The following is a 24,128-nucleotide window of genomic DNA, read 5'->3' as shown; positions in this document are numbered from 1 at the left end:
ATATATATAGTGTTAACTTCATTTAAAAGTCTTTAAAATTAACCCTTTCCTTAATTGTATTTTTTTGGTATCCTTATATACGAGTCCTATTTTGTAATATAAGAACAATACCCATTGTAGAGCTGTAATACTCTTATCTCCTAATCTGTTATAGTTTTTATAACAGAACAAAAAAGTGTACACATGTTGTACACTTTTTTGTTACTTCTATAAAACATCTCTTTTTCTATTGCCATCATAGAATCCGCCACGATTGTCTGTTAATGAAATTATTTGCTCTAGTCCCTCTATATGATCACCTATAATTCGAAGTACAGCTGGAGGGTGACCTATTTTTGCGAAATGTTCACTGGGACGAATACGGTTCATCTTATCAACCTCAACACGATATACACATGCAATTTCAAATCCAGACAGAAGAGCCTTCACTTGTGCTACACAAGGTGACAATAAAGATTTATACCCAATTGCTTTCAAACACTTTTGGCTAAATGCATTAGGTACCGCAATAAGTGAGCCTACCCCTAAATCCTTTCTATCACAAGCTAAATTTAGTGCATACTTAAATGCAGTTACAAGATGAAGTGGTACTCTTAAATCTAAATAGTGATTTAAATCATTTAATGCGACGTCCTTTCCATCTGCTATAGCTTTTGCAAAAGGATATAGCTCACTCGCTGGAATAATAAAATCGCCGTCTATAAATAACACAATTTCTCCTTTGGCAAAATAAGTTCCAAGTGAGCGCCCTACATCATTTCCGAGTGCTTCTTTATATACAATTGTCGTTGCCCCTTTGTCTTTTGCAATTTTTTTCGTTTTATCTGACGAACCATTTACGACAACGATAATTTCGAAGGGTTCAATTTTGCGAAGCTCTTCTATAACGTTTCCAATTGTTTTCTCTTCATCTTGTACGGGAATAACAACAGATAGTTGCTTTCCTTTATACAAATTAGATGTGACGCCCCATCCTTGATAAAACTCTTCAAAACTTAAAGTATGATAGACACTATCCCTTTTCCTATTTCCATCATAATATCCTCCGCGCTCATCACTGCTTAATATCCGTGCCGCTACTGCTTCTATATGATCACCTATCATTCTTTTTTCAGATTGGGAAAGATTTGTTCCATATGCAGCATGCTGGAATGGACGAAATTTATTTGGCGTAATAACGTCAATGGCGCAATGACGACTAATTCTCCATTTACTTTGAAGTAGGCGTAAATGAGCCACAATAGGATTAACAAAACATTCATATCCGATGCTTTGAACGACTTCTTTCGTCAGCGCATGAGGTACATCTAATAAAGAATTAATTTTTAATTCTTCACGCTCTAACATTGCATTTAATATTTGGCGCCATACTGTAATAGAAGTAGGTTTTTGCCTTTTTAAAAATAATGCATCCAAATTATTTAAAACTACATCTGCCTGATCGTATAAAATCGGATTAAGGAATAATTTTAATTTTGAAGTTTGAATAGCAAAATCACCATCTATAAATAGTAATACATCACCTATCGCATGTTTTGCGCCGACTGCACGTCCAACATCGTTCCCTAGTAGCTCTGTATGTTTGATTACTTTACACCCTAAACGATCTGCAACATCTTCTGTTCCATCATTACAACCGTTTGCTACTACAATAATTTCTACTGGATTTAATGGTCTTACCGATTGAATAACGTCTGAAATCGTATCGACCTCATTACATGCAGGAATAATAACAGATAATGACTTAGCCATTGTTTTGTTCACGAAACCACTTAATTGTTTCCTTCAATCCGTTTTCCCACGTTACTTTCGCCTGAAATTGAACAAGCTTTTTTAATTTTGTTACATCTGGTCTTCTATTTGGAATTTCTTCAAAACCATGAGGATATACTTCTTCAAAAGGCACTTGTACAATCTTCGAAGAAGAATTCGTTAATTTTTTAATTACTTCTGCTACTTCTTTTATACTCTGTTCATTCTCAGAACCTATATTAATAATCTCACCATTTACCTTCTCATCCATTGCCCGAATTGTTGCTTCTACCGCATCACTCACATACGTAAAACAACGTGTCTGCTTTCCATCTCCATATACGAGAATGTCTTCTCCTTGCAAAGCCGCACTAATAAATCGCGGGATTACCCCTGCATACGGACCATCTTTCGCTCTTGGACCATAAATATTAAAATATCGAACAATCGTTACCGGTAAACCTTCCAATGCGTATCCTAAACATAATGTCTCTTCCAACGTTTTACAAACTGCATAACTCCAACGAATTTTAGAAGTTGCCCCGTATAATCGATCTCCCTCTTCAGAGAAAGGCGGCTTGGCCTTACCATATACTTCTGAAGTAGAAGCAAAAACTACTTTCTTCTTTCCTTTTAACGCTGCTTGTAAAATATTTCTCGTCCCATCAAAATTCGTTTCTATGAGCTCTATACTTTTTTCCATTGTTGTTTTCACACCTAAAATTGCTGCTAAATGAAACACGACATCATGCTGATCTACTAATTCATAAATAGAATTTTTATCTAAAACACTTATTGGAATAACACGGATTTTTTTCATTAACTCTTTATGGTACTTATTTTTACCTTTATAAAAGTTATCCACAACAGTGACCTCATAACCTCTTCTCATCAACTCTTCAGCTAAATGCGACCCGATAAATCCGGCCCCACCTGTAATTAAACATTTCTTACTCATTTACTCACCTTCTTTACAATCCCGCGTGTATCTATTACTCGGTCCATTCCTTTAAAAAGCTTCCAATCAATATTAGAATGATCTGTTAAAATTAAAATACAATCCGCTTTTTTAACTTTTTCTTCATCTAAAGAAACAGATTGATACACCTTATCTCCAATTTCCGCGAAAGAAATATAAGGATCATGATATTCTATCTCGTATCCTTGATTTCTTAATAATTGAATAATCGGTAACGCTGGTGATTCTCTCAAATCATTTACATCTTTTTTATACGCAATCCCTACAATTAACACCGTTGCAGGTGATTGCACCACACTTTTTACTTTCCGGACCATTTTCTCTGGCATTTCTTCATTAATTATATGTGCTGCCTCAATTAATTGACTAATTGCCCCATTCTTTTTTATTCTCCATTGAAAATATAAAGGGTCTACTGGAATACAGTGTCCCCCTATCCCTGGCCCTGGCCAATATGGAGTAAACCCAAATGGTTTTGTAGATGCCGCTTCAATGGCCTCATAAAAATCAATGCCTAAACTTTCACATAGTGTGTTTAGTTCATTTACTAAAGAAATGTTAACTAAGCGCTGAATATTTTCAAATAGCTTGCACATCTCTGCTACTTTCGGAGAGCTAACAGGTACAACTTCGTCAAAAATGGTACTATATAAATCCTGTACCTTTTGTCTACACTTTTCTGTTTGTCCACTAATAACTTTTGGAATAGCTTGAACTGAATATTGACTATTTGCTGGATCAATTCTCTCAGGGGAATATCCGATATAGAAATCTTCCCCTACCTTGTTACTATTTTGAGAAATAATAGGTATGATGACTTCTTCAAGTGTGCCTGGATATGTGGAGCTTTCAAAAATGAAGGTTTGTCCTTTTTGAAGGTTTTGTTGTATATAATGCGAAGCTGAAATGAGGGCACTTAAGTCTGGTTCTCTTTGTTCATTAATTGGAGTCGGGACAGTGACAATAACATAATCACTACTTTGAAAATCAGCAATGCCTTGATCCGGTGTGTTTACTGTTAATTTTTTTTTCGTCAATAAACTTTGTAACTCTTTAGAAGAAACATCTGGAATATAACTTTCTCCTTTTATAATTGAGTCTATTTTTCTAATATCTTTATCTAATCCAAGTACTGTATGCCCTCTTTCTGCAAAATGTACCGCTAAAGGAAGGCCAACATACCCTAACCCAATAATAGCTACTTTACTACTATTCATTTGTATTCTCTTCTTCCCTTCTCAATTGTTGAATGATATCTCTATCTCTATCTCCATCAGTAAAGCCACCACGTTCGTCCGTACGTTGTAATAAATACGTAACCGCCTCAAGTTGATCACCGAAAATACGATCAAACGCTGAAATACGCCCATTTACAAATTCGTGTTGCTCTGGACGTACTCGATTTGTTTTTATAACATCTACTAACTCTACTGTTGTAATAGAGAATCCTTCTAAAATAGCTTTCACTTGTGCTAATGGCGGAATGATAAGGGAGTCATATCCTATTTTCTCTATTACCTTCTTATGAATGGCATGTGGTACAGCAGTTAGTGAGTTATTCCATAAATCTGGTCTTTTCGCTACCAAATTCAAAAAGTATTTTCCCATACTAATTGGATCTGCTGGATGAAACATATCTAATAAGCATTGTAAATCATTTAACACCACGTCATTTCCATCTTCAACAGCATGTAAAAATGGAGTGAGTTTTTTTGCTGGAATAACAAAATCACCATCAACGAATAAACAAATATCTGCCGTAGCATGCATAGCCCCTATTGCTCGTGCTACATTATGTCCAAGCGCCTTCGTAAATTCAACTACAATAACATTCTCTAGCTTTGCCTGTTTAACAGTCTCAACATCTGCTCCATTTGCGACAACTATAATTTCATCTACACCTGCTTCTTTCACTTCTTGTATAACAGACCTTATAGTTATTTTTTCTTCTGATACCGGGATAATGGCACTATATTTCGCTTTTTTCTTTTGTAATAAAACTGGTTTATACTTTCCTACAAACGCTCTATCTCTATTGTCCTCTGAAAAACCACCGCGATTACCGTATGTTTCGATTACGTATTGTAAAGCACGCAAATGATCACCCATAATACGACTAGTCGCTTTCGGATAAGGAGAGCCAGGTGATGTGCCCGTATGGACAGGACGAACTTTATTTGTGTAAATGACATCAACTGAAGCCATATCAGAAATATCTACTCCTCTAGACATCGCCATCGCTTGAAATAATGCTGGATCTGCTAAATTCCACCACCCCAGTTTTTCAATCACTTTACGACTTATCGCATGTGGTATTGCAATTAAAGATCCTACAACAAACTCCTTCTTGTTCAAATAACGATTTAACATATATTTTCCAACCGTCGTATAATGCGGTCTCATCTTCAAATAAACGGACCATGTTAAATTATTTAAAACAATCTCATGTCCTTGCTGTATTCCTTTAATAAAATTGTATAATTCTTCACTTTTCATGACGATATCACCATCTAAAAATAAAACAATTTCACCTTTTGCTTCTCTAGCACCAATTGCCCGTCCCACATCATTACCAAGGGAATATCTATAATAAATTACACGGCAATTATGCTGTAGCGCTATTTCTTTCGTACCATCTGTCGATCCATTATCTACTATGATAATTTCATATGGTTCGAGCTTTCTTACTTCTACTAAAACTTTTGATAAAGTACTTGCTTCATTATGCACTGGAATAACAACTGACACTCTCATACTTGTATCACTCTTACCCTTCCAAGCGAACATAAGCAATAATAGGAATACGCACAACTACATCTTCTGGTGGTCCATAAGAAGGAGAAGTACGAACAATTACTGCCCCATCCGTCACAGATAAAAGAACGCCTGCAATGATTTCTACAGCTGTCACAACTTGCACTAGTTCCCCAACATGGTTACGTAATTCATCAGTAAATAACATATATAACGCTCCTTTCTTACGCTTCTTTAATTGATATAATACTTGTAAATGGTAATAAAACTTCTGTTCCTATTCCTTCTTGCAATGTTAAGAAGTCATCACCAACTGCTACAATAACGCCTGTTAACTGTCCCACTGTCACAGTAATTTCTACGTTTTTACCTAAATACTGCTCTGCAATTTCTTTAAAAGGTGATGTAGTACATTCTTTTAAAATGTTACAAATAATAGATTGAAATTGACTTGATTTAATAAATTCTTCTGTAGCTTGCTTGGAATTTCTTTGAATAAACCTCGCGAAGTTTTGCGAAAATAAAAGTCTTTCCACAGCAGGCAATAACTTATTATCTAAAAAATAATCTAATTGTCTATTAAACAATCTTGATAACTTTTTCCAATAATTACTGAACAGACACATATACTTCTCCTCCTATTATTTTTAAATTATAAAAATACATCCATACATCTTAATGTATACAAAATAGATATTTTTGTGATAGGTAAGACATACATTTTCTAAAAGAAATATTTGGTTCAGGGCATAAAAAAAACTATCCAAAAGGATAGTTTCTTACACTTCAATATTTCTTAACATCGTATATATATCGTTATTCACTTTACCAAATGATTTAATATTGTTTTGAATGTTAGATAATAAAACAACGTACACACTACCGTTTTTACTAAATCCATTTAAACAATTCCAACCTGGCATTACACCATGATTCGAATAGCTTCCTGGGTCTACGTACCAGCCAAATCCGTAATCCTTTTTCACGGCTGTAAACATTTGATCGTAACTTGCTTTTGAAATTAACTTTCCAGAGTATAACGCTTCGTTAAATAAATATAAATCATGTGCACTCGTATATATATCACCACAACCATATAGTTGTGACATACTCGGAATATTAGGTGTTGTCATATTATTATTTACTATTTTATAACCCGTTGATGGGAATCTTGTTTGTTCTAACGCTGTGCCAAAACCAGAATGTTTCATACCCGCAGTAGCAAAAATATGTTGTTTAATATATTCTTCGAGCGACTGTCCACTTACCTTCTCGGCAATGTATGCAAGTATGGAGTAGTTCGAATCGGAATACTTCCATTTCTCTCCTGGACCACCAATACGCTTTTGATTTCCTATCCGCTTTATCAGTTCTTCATGAGAAATATCTTCTTTTCCCTGCTCATATTCGGGAATCCCTGATGTATGTGTTAATAGATGTTTTAGCTGAATACTATTACCTTGAGGAAAATTTGGAATATACTTTGCAACAGTATCTTCTACTTGTAATTTATTCTGATCTTTCAACTGCATAATAGCAGTTGCTACAAACGCCTTTGAAATAGAACCAATATAAAAAGTCGTCTCTGAATTATTCGGTACTTGCTGCTCTTTATTTGCCATACCGTATCCTTTATTCAAAAGAACTTTTCCATTCTTCACAATAACAGCTGTCCCGCTAAAGCCTGCGTTTTTTAAATACTGGTCCAATTGAGCGTTTTCATTAATTTCTTGAGGTGGTCCTTCAGCAGGCTGTTCCGCAACTTGCGCTTGCTTCACTTGTTCTTCCTGCTCTTTTTGTTTTTGCTTCTGTACTTCTTGTTTCTTTTTTTCTTCTTTCTTTTTTAGCTCTTCTTGTTTCTTCATTTCTGCTGCCGCTTTTAAAGTTTTTTCTTTCTTATTATGCGCAACAATTTTTGTATACATGAAATATACAAGTGATAATAGTAAGACGAGAATGATTGTTCTTTTGATGTATACAATCGGCCGACGTACTTTCCCATTCGCATTATTTTTTTCCTGATCCATAATTGCTTTTTTCCCCTTACTCACCAATAATTTAATTCCTCTATTAAAGATTTATTTTAGTAGATTATGGATAATCCATTCTATATCATCCCTACTTTATCACGCACTGCACATATTACCAACCTATATGTACAAAAAAGAAAAAGAAAATTTACAAAAGTAAGATTCCCGTTAAATTATTAACAAAAAAAAAGAGGATATCCTCTAAAAAATTGATGTTATCAATCTTTTTGGACATCCTCTTATCTCATTATTTATACATGTTTTTTCATATCATCGGCAACAGATTCAACATTTGTACCTACGATAACTTGTACACTTGTATTACTTAATTTCATAACACCTTTTGCACCAGCACGTTTTAATGCTGCTTCATTTACTTGACCAGCATCTTTTACTTGTAAGCGTAGACGTGTTGCACAGTTATCAATAACTGTTAAGTTTTCTTTTCCGCCTAAAGCTGCTACGTAAGTTTCACCAATTGAACCTGCAACTGGTGCATCACCATCTTCAACTAACTCATCGTCATCTTCACGACCAGGAGTTTTTAAATCGAACTTCTTAATTAAGAAGTAGAATACTATGAAATAAATTGCTGCGTAAATTAAACCAATACCTGCTAGTAAGACTGGTTTTGTTGCAATACCGAAGTTTAAAGCGTAATCAATTGCACCGGCACTAAATGAGAAACCATCATGAATGCCAAGCGATGTTGTAATGAATAAAGAAAGACCTGTTAATACAGCATGAATACCATATAATACTGGTGATAAGAACATGAATGAGAATTCAATAGGCTCTGTAATACCAGTTAAGAATGAAGTTAATGCTAGACCAGCTAACATACCAGTAACTGCTTTACGCTTTTCTGGTTTAGCAGCTGCAATCATTGCGAAACATGCTGCTGGTAAACCGAACATCATAACTGGGAAGAAACCAGTCATAAACATACCTGCTGTTTTGTCACCTGCAAGGAAACGAGCAATATCACCATTAACAACATTACCTGCTGCATTTGTAAAGTCCCCAAATACAAACCAGAAGTATGTGTTCATTACGTGGTGTAAACCAATTGGGATTAATAAACGGTTTAATAAACCAAATAGTCCTGAACCAATTGCACCTAAATTAACAATTCCATGAGCTAATGCATCAATACCATTTTGAATTGTTGGCCAAATTTGTGCAAATAGAATTCCTAATATCAGCATCACAACTGATGTAACAATTGGAACGAAACGTTTTCCAGCAAAGAAACCTAACCATTCTGGAAGTTTAATCTTATGGAATTTATTATAAAGAAGTCCTGCTATAACACCAACAATAATACCACCTAAGACTTTCATATCTACTTTAGTCGATAATTCAGCAGCCTTAGATACTTGTGTCATTGTATCCGCAAGCTTAGATGGATCTACATTTGCGCTATTACCTATTAAATCTTGGACTTTACCTAATTTACCTTGTAATTCAGCAGTTGAATATCCTTTGCTAAGTGCATCAATACTATTTTTCATAACAAGATAACCAATTGCACCTGCAAGACCTGCTGCACCACTACCATCCACTGAAAGACCGATTGCAATACCAATTGCAAAAATAAGTGCTAAGTTATCAAAAACTGCTGCGCCGGCCTGTGCCATAACAGGAATATCAAATACATCTGGTTGCCCTAAACGAAGCAATAATCCTGCTGCTGGTAGTACTGCGATCGGAAGCATTAAAGCTTTACCAATACGTTGTAAAAACTGCAACATTTTAATTCCCCCTAATTAAATTTATGAAATCGTTATCATTATAAGTACGCTTTAGAAAACGCTTTCTATTACATAACCATAATAACATATAGTTGTATAGATGTGTAGTTTTTATTTCTGAACTTTTTATGGATAAATCTCCTATTTCCAAACTGTTATATAAAAGGAAAATTCTCCTTTTTAAAATACAGAATACTCGAAACGAAAGACCTATTATAGCACATTGAACTTTCGTTTTATCATTCCACTTTTTCATGTTATTATTTATTTCCGAGCATATCGGGAAAAGTAAACTTAGTTAATTCAAAATAGGAGCGTTGGTACTATGCAGTGCATTGAAACAAACAACTTACAACAGTTGTTAGAACAAGTAAAACCATATACGAAAAAAGGAAAACTTGCTACTTATATCCCCGAACTAGGAAATGCAAATCCAGACGATTTAGGGATTGCCATTTTCCATAAAGAAACAGAATATATCCATGCAGGCAACTCACAAACACTATTTACTCTTCAAAGTATTTCCAAAGTAATTACACTTGCCCTTGCCCTTTTAGACCGTGGTGAAGAATATGTATTTTCTAAAGTTGGAATGGAACCAACGGGTGACCCATTTAATTCTATTATTAAGTTAGAAACGACAAGTCCGTCCAAACCCCTTAATCCAATGATAAATGCAGGAGCTTTAGCTATTACAAGCATGTTAGCAGGAAAAGATAACGAGGAAAAAATGGAACGTATTCTTCATTTTGTACGTGAAATAACAGACAATCCTACTATTAATTATTCCTCTAAAGTTGCCGATTCAGAACTAGAGACAGCTTACCTAAACCGTTCACTTTGTTATTATATGAAACAAAACGGAATTATCGATTGTGATATTGAAGAACTTATGGATTTATATACTCGTCAATGCGCAGTTGAAGTAAACTGCATCGATTTAGCACGTATCGGCTTAATTTTTGCAATGGATGGATATGATCCATATAAGAAAAAACAAATTATCCCTAAGCATATTACAAAAATTTGCAAAACATTTATGGTCACATGTGGTATGTATAACGAATCTGGTGAATTTGCAATTCGTGTTGGTATTCCTGCAAAAAGTGGTGTAGCCGGTGGTATTTTTGGCTGCGTAAAAGGAGACATGGGAATCGGTATTTTCGGACCAGCTTTAGATGCAAACGGAAATAGTATTGCCGGTTTTAAAATCCTTGAACTTCTTTCTGCTCAAGAAGGTTGGAGCATTTTTTAATCGCGAGTTATCCTGCTATACTAGCAGGATTTTTTATTTCGCCAAAACCTCACTTTTGTCAGTTATCAATCCTCTTACAAAAACAGTGCTGAAAGTTTCTCTATATCATGCATATTTGTTCCCCCCTCCTGAATAATATAGTACAACCTAGCGCTATATGTGGAGGTGTGAAAGATGAAACTAATATTTCAAATGGGAAAACAACCTGTTCTTGAAAAAACAATCCTTCTTTTTATATTGAGTATTGTAGAAAGCTTGAAGTTAAAAGTTGTTTCACTCGACGAAGCTCACCGATACATATTCAATTTAGAAGTACTTGAATTATTAATGGATCGGAACATCGATGATCAAGTACTTGAACTTATTCATTTCGGGATGGGACTTGAAGACATTTATCATGTGCTTCCTGAAGAACTTGAGCATACGATTGAGGAATTAAAGTGGCTTTGCATTCAAGTATTAAGTGAGTACAGTATGCATGAAGAATCCGAACAATTAATTGAAGATATACGGTAAAAAAGCACCTATGTAGGTGCTTTTAATGTTTTTTTAAACTATTTTTATACGCCTCAATATTTACTGGTAGCTCTTCCTCTTCCAAAGTATGTTCATTTACATCTTTATGAATGAACGCACCTTTAGGTGGTTGATGATCATGCCCTTTTTTCTTATGATCAAATGCTTTCCCGCGTCCCATACAAATCCCCCTTTCTTAAAAGAAATCCGTATTAGTATGGAGAAAAGTACGTCGATATATGCAATCTCTTGCTGTATTTCCAAGGAAATACTCGAACCTTGTTTTCTACTCTCCTTACAACAACTGATCGATCCCAATAAGAATTAATAACACTCCTGCGATAACTGTCGCCCATTTCCCTAAGTATTCTGCTAAAAATCGTTTTCCTACATACGCAAAACCACTAATACAAATAAAACTAAACACCCCAGAAATAGTCGCTGTAAGCCAAAGATTTAAATTTGTTACCCCTGCATCAAATCCACCTGCAATATTATTAATAGACAACGCAACTCCTAAAACAATTGCTTCTGAGAAACTAATTGTTTTAGAACCATCAAAATCTGCTTTTTCCGGATCACGTAAAATTCCCATAAGTACATTATCATCTTTAGAACCTGCAGTATTTTTTTGGCCCAAGAAAGGCTGACATAAAATAAACACACCGATTATCGCTAAAACGATTGCTCCAATCAGATTTGCTGTAAACTCTGAAATAAATAACGCAATCCAGTTTCCAAAAAATCCAGCTAGTAAAGTAAATAAAAATCCAAAGAATGCGATGATAAAATTGTTAAACCACGAAATACGAATTTTACGAATGCCATATGCAATTCCAACACCTGCATTATCTAAATTAGAAGCGATCCCGATTAAAAAAATTGAAAATAAGCCTACCGTACTCATAAATAGTCACCCCTTTTTCTCACTTTTCAATGCATATTATGAAAATGTTGAGCAACTGTGCCTGTCTGTTTCATATACTTGTAATAAATGCTCAATATTTTTTCAACACTAAAAAAGGAGTGCCTACACTATGGCTAATGAAAACCCGAATGATCGGCTTGGCAAATTAATAAAAAAACTTTTAAAAGAACGCGCCTTATCTATGCGCCAACTAGGAATACTTACAAATATTGATCCTGCAACAGTCTCAAGAATTATTAATGGTAAACAACCGCCAAAACAAAAACATCTACAAAAATTTGCAGAATGTCTTCAAGTTCCACCCCAATTGTTATTTGATGAAATGTACCCTGATTCTCCTCACATTAATAAAGAAAAAACAGATATGTACACATCTCTTGATACCATTCAGCAAACGCTGCAATCCTCTAACTTATTCGATTTCGATTACACTACAACTCGCGTAAAACAAGAACTCGAAAATTACGAACGCTATGCCCAGACAACAGAAGGCGAAAAACGTATTCATGACAGTTTCGCAAGCAAATTAGAGCAAATTGATAGTGCTGGTCCTTTTATTGAACAATTAACAGATATGTATCAACAATTTTGCAATGAAACCATTTCAAAAGAAGAACGTGCAGTTCTTGGAAGCGCATTACTGTATTTCATTTTATCGACAGATATTATTCCCGACTATCTCTTTCCAATTGGCTATTTAGATGATGCGATCGCCGTTGAATTAGCAAAAGAGAAATTACTTGAAATAAAACGAAAGACATAGCAAAATAAAGAACTATTTCAGTTGTTTATTTTCACCTCTGAAATAGTTCACTAAAAAATCGTACAAGTATACATACTCGTATGATTTTACTATACAAATCTATTTTTTCGTGTGGCACCATTCATATATAAATGCTGTTATTACTTTTGTAAATTCAATTAACTGTTCAATTTCAACTTTCTCATTTACAGAATGTGCTTCTTCTAATGTACCTGGTCCATATATAATCGCTGGAATATGAAACTCACTAAACCAACCGCCATCAGTTACCGTTGCAGACATATCTAAAATTGCATTTTTTGATAAAATAGACTCGTGTACTGAGCTAAGTTTTTTTACAGCTGCATGTTCCCTATCTACTTCTAATGAAGGGAAAATTTCACCACGATCTACAATCATTGATTCTCCGCCCCACTTAAATTGTGGCGGATTTTCACTTAACCATGGATCGGCAGCTGCTACCTTTCCAATATATTCTTCAATTTCTTTTATTATTTGTTCATGTGTTTCGTTCGGATAGAAGTGCACTGTTATCCATAACTGGCACTCATCCGCAATAAACGCCGCATGCCTTCCCCCCTCAATAACAGCTGGATTAATTGTTGTTGTTCCAGATGGATAGCCTTCATATGTTTTCATGACTGCCCAGTGACGCTCTAATTCTTGTAAGCTCTGCACAATTTTCATCATTTTTTCAATCGCACTCGCTCCAAATAAACGTCCTCCAGCATGGATCATTTGTCTGCGCGTTGCATCATGAAACGTTTGCGGACTTTTCACTGTAATCCATCCAGTAATGACACCACCTTGCCCTTGCATATGCAAATCACTCGTATCCACTACGACTGCAAAATCAGCATCGTAACCTCGCCTGCAGCATTGAAGTGTTCCTGCCTCTCCAACTTCTTCCCCTATTACTGATTGGAAGATTAAATCTCCAGGTAATTCAATACCAGCTTCTTGTAAAAGTTGAATGGCAAATAGCGCTCCAGCCAGCCCACCTTTCATATCTGCTGCGCCACGTCCAACTAACCAGCCATCTTTTATAAATGGATCAAATGGATCTGTTTCCCACGCCTCATCTGCTGACACTTCAGCTACATCCATATGCCCATTAATAATAAGACTTTTATATGAGTCACTTTTTATTCCTTTTTTTACCCCAACAACGTTCGGATCATTCGGATATACATCCCATTTATTAATACTAAAATTTCGTTTTCTTAAAAACTCTGCAACAAATTCTTGCGCTTCATTTGTATTTCTCGCTGGCGGTGCTGGTGTTTCAAAACGAATTAATGTTTTTGTAAGTTCTAACAATTCCTCTTTCCTTGAATCTATTTGTTTTAACAACTGCGAAATTTCTCGATTCATCGCTAATTCCCCTTTGCATACATAGTATGTTTCCAGCTTTATTTTCACAAAAAAAGAGACTGTTTACAATTTTACAGTCTCCTAATTGATCACTATTATAAACTCTCTACTTCCGTTATATTTGTCTTTTCAATATGCTCTACATTACTTCCCTTATTTCTTGTAGCACGATAAAACAGTAAACAAACAATCATAAATGGAATACCACAATACAATGCCATTCTTTGTTCTGGAATAAAGGCCATGCCAACGATTACTGTTACATTTAATACTAACGCAAGCAGTGGTACGAATGGATACAGCGGTGTTTTAAATTTCAGGTCTTTGACATCCCCGCCCTGCTTTATGTATGACCTTCTAGCTAATAAGTTAGATAGAGCAATAGATGCCCAAACTAGTATCGCTCCAAATCCAGCGATAGAAAGCAGCCATAAATAAACTGTATCTTCCGCATAAATACCTGATAATAATGAGAGACAACCTACAATTGTGCTTACAATCAATGCATAAATAGGAACACCGTTTTTAGATAACTTACCAAAAATCGGACTAATCATTCCTTGATTAGACATAGACCATAGCATACGAGAAGTTGCATATAATCCTGAATTCGCAACGGATAGAACTGCTGTAATAATAACGAAATTTATAATATCAGCTGCATAAGGAATACCAATTTTATCAAATACAACTACAAATGGACTTTCTATTACTCCTGCTTGCTGCCAAGGGAATAGTCCAGCAAGAATAAAAATAGATAGTACAAAGAAAACAAGTATACGCCAAACTGTATTGTTAATTGCCTTCGGGATCGTTTTCTCTGGATTTTCACTCTCACCTGCTGCAATACCAACTAGTTCTGTTCCTTGGAAAGAAAAATTAACTGCAATCATCGTAATTAAAATAGCTGATAATCCATTCGGAAACAGTCCCCCGTAATCAGTAAAGCTAGAGAACATCGGTGCTGGTTCATTTCCTTTCATATCTAGAAAACCAAACATTGCCGCCCCGCCTAAAATAATAAATGCAATAATTGTAATTACTTTAATACTTGCAAACCAAAATTCCACTTCCGCAAAACTTCTTGAAGATAACGCATTAATAGCAAAGAGCAGTACCGCGAACACTACACACCAAATCCATGACGGTACATCAGGAAACCAACGTTTCATCAAAATACTAACTGCAATTAATTCAATACCTATCGTAGCAGACCAGTTTAACCACGACATCCATCCCACTACATAACCTGCTGCAGGGGAAATATGCTTTGTCGCATACGTTTGATAAGACCCTGCGTCAGGCATCGCAACAGCTAATTCTCCAAGACAGAGCATCGTTAAATACATTACAAATCCACCGACAAGATACGCTACAATTGCTCCTCCAGGTCCAGCCTCATGAATCGTATAACCTGACCCTAAAAAAAGTCCTGTACCAATAACTCCACCGAGTGCAATCATAAATATGTGCCTACTTTTCAATTCTCTTTTTAATCCTTGGTTTTGATCCATCATATAAATCCCCCCTTTTCACTTTGCCAACCCATTTAATGTAAGCGTTTTTAAAAGTATTCAGTGTAAAAATAATGATTTAAAAGAGCAAAAATACACGTCACTTACATTAATCACTGCCTGTTACTAAAAGGTCATCCCTTACTGTTATTAATAATTTTTGATCAGCAATAGCTTGTCCTTCTACTACTTCTAATGATTCAATATAACCACTGATCCCTATCTTAATTTCTACTTTCTGTTTATCTATTGTTTCAATTAATGCTAATTTCTCCCACTCGTATACGTAAGAACTTTCCGTCACAAATAACTTCTCTACTTTTCCATAACAAGGACTATACACACCTTCTATAACTGTCTTCACTTTATAAATTCCTCCCTCTTATTAATTGACACCAAAACGTTGTATATCCTGTAAAAAGTCATATTCTCCCCTCTAGAGATTTCGAATATTATTTATGCAAAATACGTACCAAGTCTCTAATTCATGTATTAAATGAGAGTTTCATACAAAAAAATGTGCACAACCGCAAAATTTTTCGATCATTTAAAAAGTTTTAAACGAAAAATAGCAAAAATTTTTTGCGATTTTATAAGAATTTTAATAAAATTATAAAAAGTCAGTCTTCATAGGGTGAAATGAGGAGAAGATGTTACATGCATACAGAAGAAATTAATTTCAAACAAATTATTGAAATGAATATGCTATATGAAACTTTACTCAATGAACTCGATATCGGGATTCATATTATTAATGAGGAAAGTAAAACGATTGTCTATAACCGCAAAATGATGGAAATTGAATCAATGGATCGCTTAGATGTATTATATAAAAGTCCTTTAGAAATATTTGCATTTGAAGAAAATAAAAATAGTACTCTTATAGAGGCATTAAAATTTGGAAAAACAAAGAAAAATATAAAACAAACGTATTTTAACAATAAAGGACAAGAAATTACAACGATTAACGATACTTTCCCTATAATAGAAAATGGAAAAATTAAAGGCGCTATTGAAATATCAAAAGAAATTAGTAACTTAAAACAAACGATAAAAATAAGTCCTTCTCGAAAACAAAGCACTAAATTTACCTTTGATCACATAATTGGTGATTCTGAAGCCATTCAATCAATCATTACAGAAGGAAAAAGAGTAATTCGTACATCTTCCTCCATACTTCTCGTAGGGGAAACAGGCACTGGTAAAGAACTATTTGCACAAAGCATCCATAATGAAAGTCAGCGTTCAACCAAACCCTTTATTTCACAAAACTGTGCCGCTATACCTGATACCTTAATGGAAAGCCTACTATTTGGCACAAATCGAGGTGCCTTTACAGGAGCAATAGATAAATCAGGCTTATTCGAAGAAGCGAACGGAGGAACTTTGTTATTAGATGAAATCAACTCATTAAGTCCAGCACTTCAAGCGAAGTTACTACGAGCTATACAAGAAAAAACAATACGAAGAATCGGAGGCACACACGAAAAAGAAATTGATGTTCGTATTATAGCAACTATCAATGAAGATCCTTTCGAAGCCATCGCACATAATCGATTAAGAGAAGACTTATATTATCGATTAAGCGTCGTTACTTTATGTCTTCCGCCTTTACGTGAAAGAAAAGAAGATATTCCAGATCTTGTTCAGCACTTTATTGAAAAATATAATACTCAATTTGGGCTCAATGTAACCGATGTAGATGTAAATGTAAGAGAATTTTTCTATGCATACGATTGGCCTGGAAACGTACGGGAGTTGGAACATATAATTGAAGGTTCCATGAACTTGATAGAAGATGAAACCATCATTACAGCGTTTCATATGCCTACTCGCTTTCGTGAACGAATAAAAACAGAATTCAATATGCAACATGCACTAACTAATCACAATACTGATGCACCTAAAACTTTAAAACACACAATAGAAAAAATGGAAAAGAACTACATTAACCAAATTCTTAAAGAACATCATGGCAACATCTCACAAGCTGCAAAATTTTTAGGATTAAGTAGGCAAAACTTACAATATCGAATTAAAAAACTGCATTTACACATATGAAATAAACATGTCTCCAAGTGCAAAAAATAACTTGGTAAAATATGTTATAATAAACATATAACATGCTAGAAAGGGCTATATATATGAGTAATGATAAAAAATTAAAGTTATTACACTACTTATACCTTCTCCCTGCTGTTCTATGTATAATGTTATTCATTAATGGTGATATGAGTAGCTTTCCTTATGCAAAGCTATTAGGAACAATTAGCGGCTCCTTTACAGCTATTATGCTTGCTGCTTTTTGGAATTTGAAGCTACGTATAAAAAACGAGAAATCTTCGTAATACTAAAAAAATCGAGCTACTTAGCCCGATTTTTTTATTTGCCATTAAAACTCAACATTCTCTAAATACAACCCACTTGCCTCAGCAAGACAATTAATTTGATTGCGCTGCTTTTCCTCTAAAATGTTTGGAATTGCTTCAGCGTCTAATTGTCCTAATCCAACTTCAATTAATGCCCCGACAATTTTTCTTACCATATTATGAAGGAAGCCGTTACCACTTACTCTAATTTGTACAAACCCTGCCTCTTCCATCACATCAAGTGTATATACTTCTCGAACCATAGATTTTTTCTTTGATTTCGCATTTGAAAAAGCAGTAAAGTCATGTGAACCAACTAAATGTTTCGCAGCTGCTTTCATGCTTTTCACATTTAATTTTTTATTCACATGCATGCTGTATTTACGCATAAATGGATTTGTATGCTCTTCATTCCAAATTTTATACAGATATGTTTTTGCTTTAGAATTGTAACGAGCATGGAAACGATCATGTACTTCTTCCACATTCGTAATGCTAATATCATTAGGTAAATATTGATTTAAATATTTTTTCACTTTATGTTCCACTAACTTCTCATCACTTTGAAAGTTAGCAACTTGATTCAAAGCATGTACACCAGCGTCTGTTCTACTACAACCGATAATTTCAATTTCTTTTCCGACCATTTCAGATATGACACTTTCGATTTTTCCTTGAATTGTATTATCGTTATTACCGAGACGTTGCCATCCTTTAAAACGTGCGCCATCGTACTGAATTGTTAATTTATAATTATGCATAATATTCTCCTTCATAGAAAATATTCCCTCATACCATGAGGGAATATTAATAAACTTTACTTTCTAACAAGCTTCACTACATTTTCTACGTGAGCTGTATGCGGGAACATATCAACTGGTTGCACATACTCCACTTCATAGCTCTTCATTAATGCTTGTACATCACGTGCTAATGAAGAAGGATTACAAGACACGTACACAACTTGTTTCGGCTTCACTTTTAAAATTGTTTCCAGTAATTTATCATCGCAACCTGTACGTGGTGGGTCGACAACAATTACATCTGGACGCCATCCTTCTTTTACCCATTTCGGTAACCATTGTTCAGCTTTACCTGCTTCATATTTCGTATTTGTAAATCCGTGACGCTTTGCATTTTTTCTTGCATCTGCAATCGCTTCTGGAATTACATCCATACCACGTACTTCCGCTGCATCATTTGCAAGCCAAAGACCGATTGTACCAACGCCACAATACGCATCTACAATTTTCTCATCGCCTGTTAACGCAGCGGCTTTTTTTGCTTCATTATATAAAACAACGGTTTGCTCTGGATTCAACTGGAAGAACGCACGTGCTGATAATTCAAATGATAAATCACCAAGTGTTTCTTGAATTACTTCTTTTCCAGCTAATTTAAATGTTTTGTCGCCAAAAATAACAGATGTTTTACGCCAGTTTACATTTTGCATAATTGATTTAACCGCTGGCATCTGTTTTTGTACTTCTGCAATAAATTGTTCTTTATTTGGTAATTCTTCTTTTGTTGTAATAAGTGTAACTTGTACTTCACCTGTTTGAACTGCAGTACGTGTTACAATTGTGCGTACTAAACCTTTTTGTTTTTTCTCATTGTAAATAGAAACATTTAATTTTTCTAAAATACGTCTTACAACTTTTGTCGCTTCATTCGTTGCTTTATGTTGAATCATACAGTGAGCGATATCAATTAACTGATGTGAGTTTTGTTTATATAGCCCTGTAATAACCTTTTCGTCTTTACGCCCCACTTGTAATTGACTCTTATTACGATAATGCCATGGATTTTCCATGCCAAGCGTTGGACGAATTTTCTCTTCCATACTATTTTTCATGTACTTCTCAAATGCTTGTACAACGATATCACGCTTTTGATTCAATTGTTCTTTATAATCTAAATGTTGCAGCTGACAACCGCCACACTCCTCATATACTGGACACGGTGCTTTCACACGATGCGGTGAAGCTTTACGAACTTTTTTCACTTTCGCTTCAGCGAAGCCACGCTGAATTTTCGTTGTTTCTGCAACAACTTCTTCTCCTGGTAATGCCCCTGGAATGAAAACAACTTGTCTCTTAAAATAACCAACGCCTTCTCCGTTAATCCCAAGACGTTTAATTGTCACAGGAAACGTTTGACCAACTTCCAACTTACTCTCATGTTGCTTTTGTATCATTATTACACCTCTACTCTATACTTTTCCATAAATATAACGCTGCATAACTGCAGTATGGTTCACACTCTTGTTTCAATTTTTCTAAAAATGCATCATCAGGTTTATCATCTAATTGAAATATACCTTGCACTGCACGCTGAATCCCAATGTCCGCTTTCGGGAACATATTTTTCCGTCCAAGCCCAAACATTAAAAAGTTTTGCACTGTCCATGCACCAATTCCCCTAATTGGCAACAATTGTGCTGAAATGTCTTCTTCCGTCCCATTTTCTATACTCGCTAAATTTAATGTACCACTGACAATACTTCGACCTAATCCTACTATATATTCAGCCTTTCGCTGACTAAACTTCTGCTCTCTCAATTCTTCTATTGAAATATTTGCTACTATTTCCGGAGTGGGGAAAAAGAATACACCGTTCTTCTCTGTTCCATACCGTTTCACAAATTGTTCTGTTAACACAGTAGCAAATTTCAAATTTATTTGTTGGTGAATGATACAGCGAAGCAGACAAGCAAAATAATCAAATTCTAAAATAATTGGAGTATAAGCATATGTTTCAAATAGTGGACGTAATGATGTGTTTAAAAAATGATTTTGTATATCTTGAAACGGTTCATTCCAATGAAAAATGGCTCTCATTCGTTTCATGACTTTCTCTGGATCTCCTGTCTGACTAGAAATCCAAAACTGTGGATTTTGAACAGTACCAATCCCTTGTAAGCGAACAACAACCTGTTCCTCGTCTATACAAAGCGGGATATAAATAACTTTCTCATCTAATTGAATGACGTTAAGAGGATCAAAAGATAAACGTTTTAATACTTCTTCAAAATGATACGGATACTCTAACGTAACATGCTCGCTCCACATACGTTTCCCCATCCTTTTTACACATCATTATAGCATGAGAAAACCGTAAGCATACATGCTTACGGTTGATTGCCTTTTACTAAGTCATCTAGACTTTTAAAATGATACCCTTTCTCGCGCAAATCATCAATGATTTTTGCAAGTGCTTCTGCATTATCTTTTGATATTGCATGAAGTAATAAAATAGATCCTGGATGAATCATCGTCATAACATTATTATGCGCATATTGCCATCCTCTTTGCTGATCCACTTTCCAATCCAAAAATGCAAGTGACCAAAATACATTATAATAGCCCATTTCTTTCGTAAGAGCTAACGTTCTTTCACTAAATACACCGCGCGGAGGACGTACATATTTCACTTCTTTTTGCCCAGTTACTTTTTTAATTTCTTCCGTTACACTCGTTAATTCTTCACGAAGTTTCTCATCATTTACCGCTGTAAAATCAGGATGACTCCAAGAATGGTTTCCAATAATGTGTCCTTCATCCTTCATTCTTAACAATAAATCTTTTTGTGTTTTAATGTAATGCCCCGTTACAAAGAAAGTTGCTGGTACTTTTTTCTCTTTTAATACATCTAATATTTTCCCTGTGTATCCATTCTCATATCCATTATCAAATGTTAAATAAATATCTTTTTTCTTCGTATCTCCTAAATAAAACCCGCCATTTTTTTGTAGTAAATCTGTATATAACTTTCCTGCATCTGGTACTGTTTCATTTTTAGGACGCGGGATTCCCCAGTTATGTGGAGTATTTGTATAAGCCAGTGCTGAAACTGGAACAAGTGCCATCATAATTGAAAAAATGAGACCGATATATAACCATTTATATTTCATAAATAGTCTCCTTTCCATATATAATCGTACTTGTAGTTTCTGTTGCAACGCATTCTTTCATGCTGAACATGTTTTTCTATATATACCAAAAAAATGCATCTCGAATCATTCGAGATGCATTTTTTATTTACTTAAATACTGGCTCTTTAAAGCTAGCTAATTTTTCAAGTGATGTTTTATCAACATCTGCATGTAAGCTATTACCATGAGAGTCCATCGTTACAACTGCTTTAAACCCGTCGATACGTAAATGCCACATTGCTTCTGGAATACCAAATTGTAAGAAATCAACATCTTTCACTTCTTTAATACATTCAGCATAATATTGCGCTGCACCACCGATTGCATTTAAATATACACCGCCATGTTCTTCTAAAGCCGCTAATGTTTTCGCACCCATACCGCCTTTTCCAATGACAGCGCGAATACCGAATTTCTTCATAATATCGCCTTGGTACGGTTCTTCACGAATACTTGTCGTTGGACCTGCCGCTTTAATTTGCCAATTGTCATTGTCATCTTTCACAACAACTGGACCACAGTGGTAAATAATTTGTCCATTTAAATCTACTGGACAATCATTATCCATTAAATGCTTATGGATTGCGTCACGACCTGTATACATCATGCCATTAATTGTTACAACATCACCAACGCGAAGTTCACGAATTTGCTCTTCTGTAATTGGTGCTTCTAATACAATCTCACGTTGCTCTGTTTTTTCTTGTACTTCATGCTGAAGTGTATCTTCCCCTTCTTGATATAGCCAATCCATAATGTCTCCTGTTTCAGGATGGATTTTCACACCAAGGCGACGATATGCCCAGCAATTATACGCAACAGATACATAGAAACTAGCTGGCAAACGATTATAGACGCCAATTTTACAACCAAGTAAAGTTGTTTCTCCGCCAAATCCCATCGTACCAATGCCAAGCTTGTTCGCATTTTCTAATACGTACTCTTCAAGATGTTGTAACTCTGGTACTGGATTGACATCATCTAATGTACGGAATAATTGATTTTTTGCTAATTCATAACCTGATGTGCGGTCTCCCCCGATACCAACACCAATTACACCAGCGCTACATCCTTGCCCTTGTGCTTGATATACTGCATGAAGAAGGCATTTACGAATCCCTTCTAAATCACGGCCAGCTCGTCCAAGTCCTTCTAGTTCACACGGTAAGCTATATTGAATATTTTTATTCTCACAGCCACCACCTTTTAGGATTAAACGTGCATCAATATAATCTTTTTCCCATTGTTCAAACTTAATCACCGGCGTACCTGGTCCTAAATTATTTCCACTATTATCTCCAAAAAGAGAATCAACAGAATTGGGACGAAGTTTACCATCTTTTGTCGCCCGCTCAAGCGCATTATAGATAGCTTCCTTCAACTTTAATTGATTCACACCAACTGGTGTATAAATTTTAAACGTTGGCATCCCTGTATCTTGGCAAATCGGCGAGATGTTATCATCAGCCATTTTAATATTATTTGTAATTGTGCCAAGTGCCATCGCAGAACGAGTCCCTGCATTTTCTCGCTCTTTCGCTTGTTGAATCGCACGACGAACATCTTTCGGTAAGTTCGTTGACGTTTCAACAATTAGTTGATACATGCTTTCTTGAAGCTTTTCCATTGTTACTTCCCCCTCAATTGTGAACGCTACCAAAACGTTATGAGCTGAAAATTCAATTGTTATGCTCTTTAGCTATTTATTTCACGCTATTAGAGCATAAATGAAATTTTTCACAACTTGATTATACCTCTTTTTCTATCGTCCTTCTATTACCCGAACAGAAAAAGGCTACCAAATTGGAATTGGTAGCCTTTTTAATATATTATTCGTCTTTTTTAAATTGCTCACATTTTAATTCTAATTCATCTAACATTGCAAGAAGACGATCTACATCTTCTAATTCTACTTCTTCGGGTTCAATTGTATCAATTACTTCAATGAACATATTTAAACGTTCTTTTAAATATACTAATTGTGTATCTTTATCTTGAATTGCTTTTCCCATGAAGGCACTCTCCTTTTAATTCGAGTTGCTTTTATTATACCGCAAAAACGATTGCTATGGGCATGAAATTTCATCAATTTTGTCACAGTCATCCACTATAATGTAAGCCCTCTCTCTTTTCATGCTAAAAAGTTTCACTTTATAAAAAGCACATATTCTTCTATTATAGAGAATGGACAAATTGTTATTTCAAT

General features: G+C 35.1%; 24 protein-coding genes and 2 pseudogenes. 5 read left to right on the top strand and 21 right to left on the bottom strand.

Annotated features, from left to right (window positions below):
* Window positions 1–18 precede the first annotated feature (18 nt).
* The 10 genes and pseudogenes from DN407_RS02555 to DN407_RS32710 form a co-directional block, all read right to left on the bottom strand.
* A pseudogene (locus tag DN407_RS02555) lies at window positions 19–239 on the bottom strand (hypothetical protein).
* Window positions 208–1,752: a glycosyltransferase family 2 protein gene (locus tag DN407_RS02550; protein ID WP_002100715.1), complete on the bottom strand. Its 1,545-nt coding sequence runs from the start codon at window positions 1,750–1,752 to the stop codon at window positions 208–210. The pseudogene DN407_RS02555 and the gene DN407_RS02550 overlap by 32 nt, the downstream one beginning before the upstream one ends.
* The gene (locus DN407_RS02545; protein WP_000037023.1) at window positions 1,745–2,710 is read right to left on the bottom strand and encodes a UDP-N-acetyl-alpha-D-glucosaminuronate decarboxylase; all 966 of its coding nucleotides are present in this window, start codon (window positions 2,708–2,710) and stop codon (window positions 1,745–1,747) included. The genes DN407_RS02550 and DN407_RS02545 overlap by 8 nt, the downstream gene beginning before the upstream one ends.
* Window positions 2,707–3,948: a nucleotide sugar dehydrogenase gene (locus DN407_RS02540; RefSeq protein WP_001088932.1), complete on the bottom strand. Its 1,242-nt coding sequence runs from the start codon at window positions 3,946–3,948 to the stop codon at window positions 2,707–2,709. Before DN407_RS02540 ends, DN407_RS02545 begins: the two co-directional genes overlap by 4 nt.
* A complete protein-coding gene (locus DN407_RS02535) occupies window positions 3,941–5,485 on the bottom strand; it encodes a glycosyltransferase family 2 protein (protein ID WP_001266463.1) in 1,545 nt (514 codons plus the stop codon). The genes DN407_RS02540 and DN407_RS02535 overlap by 8 nt, the downstream gene beginning before the upstream one ends.
* A 13-nt stretch (window positions 5,486–5,498) precedes the next feature.
* A complete protein-coding gene (locus tag DN407_RS02530) occupies window positions 5,499–5,693 on the bottom strand; it encodes an LSm family protein (RefSeq protein ID WP_000899469.1) in 195 nt (64 codons plus the stop codon).
* A 16-nt stretch (window positions 5,694–5,709) separates the two neighbouring features.
* The gene (locus DN407_RS02525) at window positions 5,710–6,111 is read right to left on the bottom strand and encodes an LSm family protein (RefSeq protein WP_098382229.1); all 402 of its coding nucleotides are present in this window, start codon (window positions 6,109–6,111) and stop codon (window positions 5,710–5,712) included.
* A gap of 153 nt (window positions 6,112–6,264) precedes the next feature.
* Window positions 6,265–7,512, bottom strand: coding sequence for a serine hydrolase domain-containing protein (locus DN407_RS02520; RefSeq protein ID WP_149215980.1), 1,248 nt, complete (start codon window positions 7,510–7,512; stop codon window positions 6,265–6,267).
* Window positions 7,513–7,766: 254 nt separating this feature from the next.
* Window positions 7,767–9,269, bottom strand: a complete 1,503-nt coding sequence (gene nagE, locus DN407_RS02515) for an N-acetylglucosamine-specific PTS transporter subunit IIBC (RefSeq protein ID WP_000938900.1) — start codon at window positions 9,267–9,269, stop codon at window positions 7,767–7,769.
* 141 nt (window positions 9,270–9,410) lie between these two features.
* Window positions 9,411–9,525, bottom strand: a pseudogene (locus tag DN407_RS32710) (transcriptional regulator).
* Window positions 9,526–9,594: 69 nt separating this feature from the next.
* On the opposite strand from DN407_RS32710, the gene glsA reads away from it, so the two are divergent.
* Both glsA and DN407_RS02500 read left to right on the top strand, forming a co-directional pair.
* Window positions 9,595–10,524, top strand: coding sequence for a glutaminase A (gene glsA / locus DN407_RS02505; protein WP_001149850.1), 930 nt, complete (start codon window positions 9,595–9,597; stop codon window positions 10,522–10,524).
* Between the two features lie 174 nt (window positions 10,525–10,698).
* Entirely contained in the window at window positions 10,699–11,040 is a 342-nt protein-coding gene (locus DN407_RS02500) for a DUF3969 family protein (protein WP_000766604.1), read from the top strand.
* A 22-nt stretch (window positions 11,041–11,062) separates the two neighbouring features.
* Here the strand turns inward: DN407_RS02500 and DN407_RS31480 are convergent, their stop codons facing one another.
* Together DN407_RS31480 and ytaF are read right to left on the bottom strand one after the other, a co-directional pair.
* Complete coding sequence (locus tag DN407_RS31480) at window positions 11,063–11,221, bottom strand: hypothetical protein (RefSeq protein ID WP_000532409.1); 159 nt, start codon at window positions 11,219–11,221, stop codon at window positions 11,063–11,065.
* Window positions 11,222–11,335: 114 nt separating this feature from the next.
* A complete protein-coding gene (gene ytaF / locus DN407_RS02495) occupies window positions 11,336–11,947 on the bottom strand; it encodes a sporulation membrane protein YtaF (protein WP_149215979.1) in 612 nt (203 codons plus the stop codon).
* A gap of 130 nt (window positions 11,948–12,077) precedes the next feature.
* On the opposite strand from ytaF, the gene DN407_RS02490 reads away from it, so the two are divergent.
* Window positions 12,078–12,731: a DUF1232 domain-containing protein gene (locus DN407_RS02490; RefSeq protein WP_001262772.1), complete on the top strand. Its 654-nt coding sequence runs from the start codon at window positions 12,078–12,080 to the stop codon at window positions 12,729–12,731.
* A 99-nt stretch (window positions 12,732–12,830) separates the two neighbouring features.
* Here DN407_RS02490 and DN407_RS02485 read toward each other — a convergent pair whose 3' ends face one another.
* The 3 genes from DN407_RS02485 to DN407_RS02475 all read right to left on the bottom strand — a co-directional run bounded on the left by DN407_RS02485 (window position 12,831) and on the right by DN407_RS02475 (window position 15,983).
* Complete coding sequence (locus DN407_RS02485) at window positions 12,831–14,105, bottom strand: acetylornithine deacetylase (protein WP_001078357.1); 1,275 nt, start codon at window positions 14,103–14,105, stop codon at window positions 12,831–12,833.
* A 95-nt stretch (window positions 14,106–14,200) separates the two neighbouring features.
* Entirely contained in the window at window positions 14,201–15,622 is a 1,422-nt protein-coding gene (locus DN407_RS02480) for an amino acid permease (protein ID WP_097856042.1), read from the bottom strand.
* Between the two features lie 106 nt (window positions 15,623–15,728).
* Window positions 15,729–15,983: a biotin/lipoyl attachment domain-containing protein gene (locus tag DN407_RS02475; RefSeq protein WP_000859489.1), complete on the bottom strand. Its 255-nt coding sequence runs from the start codon at window positions 15,981–15,983 to the stop codon at window positions 15,729–15,731.
* Window positions 15,984–16,276: 293 nt separating this feature from the next.
* Here DN407_RS02475 and DN407_RS02470 point away from each other — a divergent pair, with 293 nt between their 5' ends.
* Both DN407_RS02470 and DN407_RS02465 read left to right on the top strand, forming a co-directional pair.
* On the top strand, window positions 16,277–17,680 hold the full coding sequence (locus DN407_RS02470; RefSeq protein ID WP_000556689.1) for a sigma-54 interaction domain-containing protein: 1,404 nt from the start codon (window positions 16,277–16,279) through the stop codon (window positions 17,678–17,680).
* Window positions 17,681–17,763: 83 nt separating this feature from the next.
* Complete coding sequence (locus tag DN407_RS02465; RefSeq protein WP_149215978.1) at window positions 17,764–17,967, top strand: hypothetical protein; 204 nt, start codon at window positions 17,764–17,766, stop codon at window positions 17,965–17,967.
* Window positions 17,968–18,011: 44 nt separating this feature from the next.
* Here the strand turns inward: DN407_RS02465 and truA are convergent, their stop codons facing one another.
* The 6 genes from truA to DN407_RS02435 all read right to left on the bottom strand — a co-directional run bounded on the left by truA (window position 18,012) and on the right by DN407_RS02435 (window position 23,934).
* On the bottom strand, window positions 18,012–18,749 hold the full coding sequence (gene truA, locus DN407_RS02460) for a tRNA pseudouridine(38-40) synthase TruA (RefSeq protein ID WP_000553118.1): 738 nt from the start codon (window positions 18,747–18,749) through the stop codon (window positions 18,012–18,014).
* A 56-nt stretch (window positions 18,750–18,805) separates the two neighbouring features.
* A complete protein-coding gene (rlmD, locus tag DN407_RS02455; RefSeq protein WP_000615200.1) occupies window positions 18,806–20,185 on the bottom strand; it encodes a 23S rRNA (uracil(1939)-C(5))-methyltransferase RlmD in 1,380 nt (459 codons plus the stop codon).
* 10 nt (window positions 20,186–20,195) lie between these two features.
* Window positions 20,196–21,059 carry a DNA-3-methyladenine glycosylase family protein gene (locus DN407_RS02450; RefSeq protein ID WP_000269421.1) on the bottom strand — a complete coding sequence of 288 codons (864 nt, stop codon included), beginning with the start codon at window positions 21,057–21,059 and terminating at the stop codon, window positions 20,196–20,198.
* A gap of 59 nt (window positions 21,060–21,118) precedes the next feature.
* Window positions 21,119–21,901, bottom strand: coding sequence for a delta-lactam-biosynthetic de-N-acetylase (pdaA, locus tag DN407_RS02445; RefSeq protein WP_000875956.1), 783 nt, complete (start codon window positions 21,899–21,901; stop codon window positions 21,119–21,121).
* A 127-nt stretch (window positions 21,902–22,028) separates the two neighbouring features.
* Entirely contained in the window at window positions 22,029–23,549 is a 1,521-nt protein-coding gene (gene fumA / locus DN407_RS02440; RefSeq protein WP_000413520.1) for a class I fumarate hydratase, read from the bottom strand.
* 202 nt (window positions 23,550–23,751) lie between these two features.
* Window positions 23,752–23,934, bottom strand: a complete 183-nt coding sequence (locus tag DN407_RS02435; RefSeq protein WP_000513558.1) for an SE1561 family protein — start codon at window positions 23,932–23,934, stop codon at window positions 23,752–23,754.
* Between the last annotated feature and the right edge of the window lie 194 nt (window positions 23,935–24,128).

Source organism: Bacillus sp. JAS24-2, from assembly GCF_008274905.1.
In the GTDB taxonomy this organism is placed as follows: domain Bacteria; phylum Bacillota; class Bacilli; order Bacillales; family Bacillaceae_G; genus Bacillus_A; species Bacillus_A cereus.
Note: the sequence above shows the minus strand (reverse complement) of the source record. Positions and strands in the feature narration are given on the sequence as shown.

Coding starts and splice junctions, on each gene's coding strand:
- DN407_RS02540 (WP_001088932.1), bottom strand. CDS start 3,948: ATGAATAGTAGTAAAGTAGCTATTATTGGGTTAGGGTATGTTGGCCTT.
- DN407_RS02470 (WP_000556689.1), top strand. CDS start 16,277: ATGCATACAGAAGAAATTAATTTCAAACAAATTATTGAAATGAATATG.
- DN407_RS31480 (WP_000532409.1), bottom strand. CDS start 11,221: ATGGGACGCGGGAAAGCATTTGATCATAAGAAAAAAGGGCATGATCAT.
- DN407_RS02465 (WP_149215978.1), top strand. CDS start 17,764: ATGAGTAATGATAAAAAATTAAAGTTATTACACTACTTATACCTTCTC.
- DN407_RS02485 (WP_001078357.1), bottom strand. CDS start 14,105: ATGAATCGAGAAATTTCGCAGTTGTTAAAACAAATAGATTCAAGGAAA.
- rlmD (WP_000615200.1), bottom strand. CDS start 20,185: ATGATACAAAAGCAACATGAGAGTAAGTTGGAAGTTGGTCAAACGTTT.
- DN407_RS02500 (WP_000766604.1), top strand. CDS start 10,699: ATGAAACTAATATTTCAAATGGGAAAACAACCTGTTCTTGAAAAAACA.
- glsA (WP_001149850.1), top strand. CDS start 9,595: ATGCAGTGCATTGAAACAAACAACTTACAACAGTTGTTAGAACAAGTA.
- truA (WP_000553118.1), bottom strand. CDS start 18,749: ATGCATAATTATAAATTAACAATTCAGTACGATGGCGCACGTTTTAAA.
- DN407_RS02435 (WP_000513558.1), bottom strand. CDS start 23,934: ATGGGAAAAGCAATTCAAGATAAAGATACACAATTAGTATATTTAAAA.
- DN407_RS02525 (WP_098382229.1), bottom strand. CDS start 6,111: ATGTGTCTGTTCAGTAATTATTGGAAAAAGTTATCAAGATTGTTTAAT.
- DN407_RS02530 (WP_000899469.1), bottom strand. CDS start 5,693: ATGTTATTTACTGATGAATTACGTAACCATGTTGGGGAACTAGTGCAA.
- pdaA (WP_000875956.1), bottom strand. CDS start 21,901: ATGAAATATAAATGGTTATATATCGGTCTCATTTTTTCAATTATGATG.
- DN407_RS02545 (WP_000037023.1), bottom strand. CDS start 2,710: ATGAGTAAGAAATGTTTAATTACAGGTGGGGCCGGATTTATCGGGTCG.
- DN407_RS02520 (WP_149215980.1), bottom strand. CDS start 7,512: ATGGATCAGGAAAAAAATAATGCGAATGGGAAAGTACGTCGGCCGATT.
- DN407_RS02550 (WP_002100715.1), bottom strand. CDS start 1,752: ATGGCTAAGTCATTATCTGTTATTATTCCTGCATGTAATGAGGTCGAT.
- DN407_RS02480 (WP_097856042.1), bottom strand. CDS start 15,622: ATGATGGATCAAAACCAAGGATTAAAAAGAGAATTGAAAAGTAGGCAC.
- fumA (WP_000413520.1), bottom strand. CDS start 23,549: ATGGAAAAGCTTCAAGAAAGCATGTATCAACTAATTGTTGAAACGTCA.
- DN407_RS02490 (WP_001262772.1), top strand. CDS start 12,078: ATGGCTAATGAAAACCCGAATGATCGGCTTGGCAAATTAATAAAAAAA.
- DN407_RS02450 (WP_000269421.1), bottom strand. CDS start 21,059: ATGTGGAGCGAGCATGTTACGTTAGAGTATCCGTATCATTTTGAAGAA.
- nagE (WP_000938900.1), bottom strand. CDS start 9,269: ATGTTGCAGTTTTTACAACGTATTGGTAAAGCTTTAATGCTTCCGATC.
- DN407_RS02535 (WP_001266463.1), bottom strand. CDS start 5,485: ATGAGAGTGTCAGTTGTTATTCCAGTGCATAATGAAGCAAGTACTTTA.
- ytaF (WP_149215979.1), bottom strand. CDS start 11,947: ATGAGTACGGTAGGCTTATTTTCAATTTTTTTAATCGGGATCGCTTCT.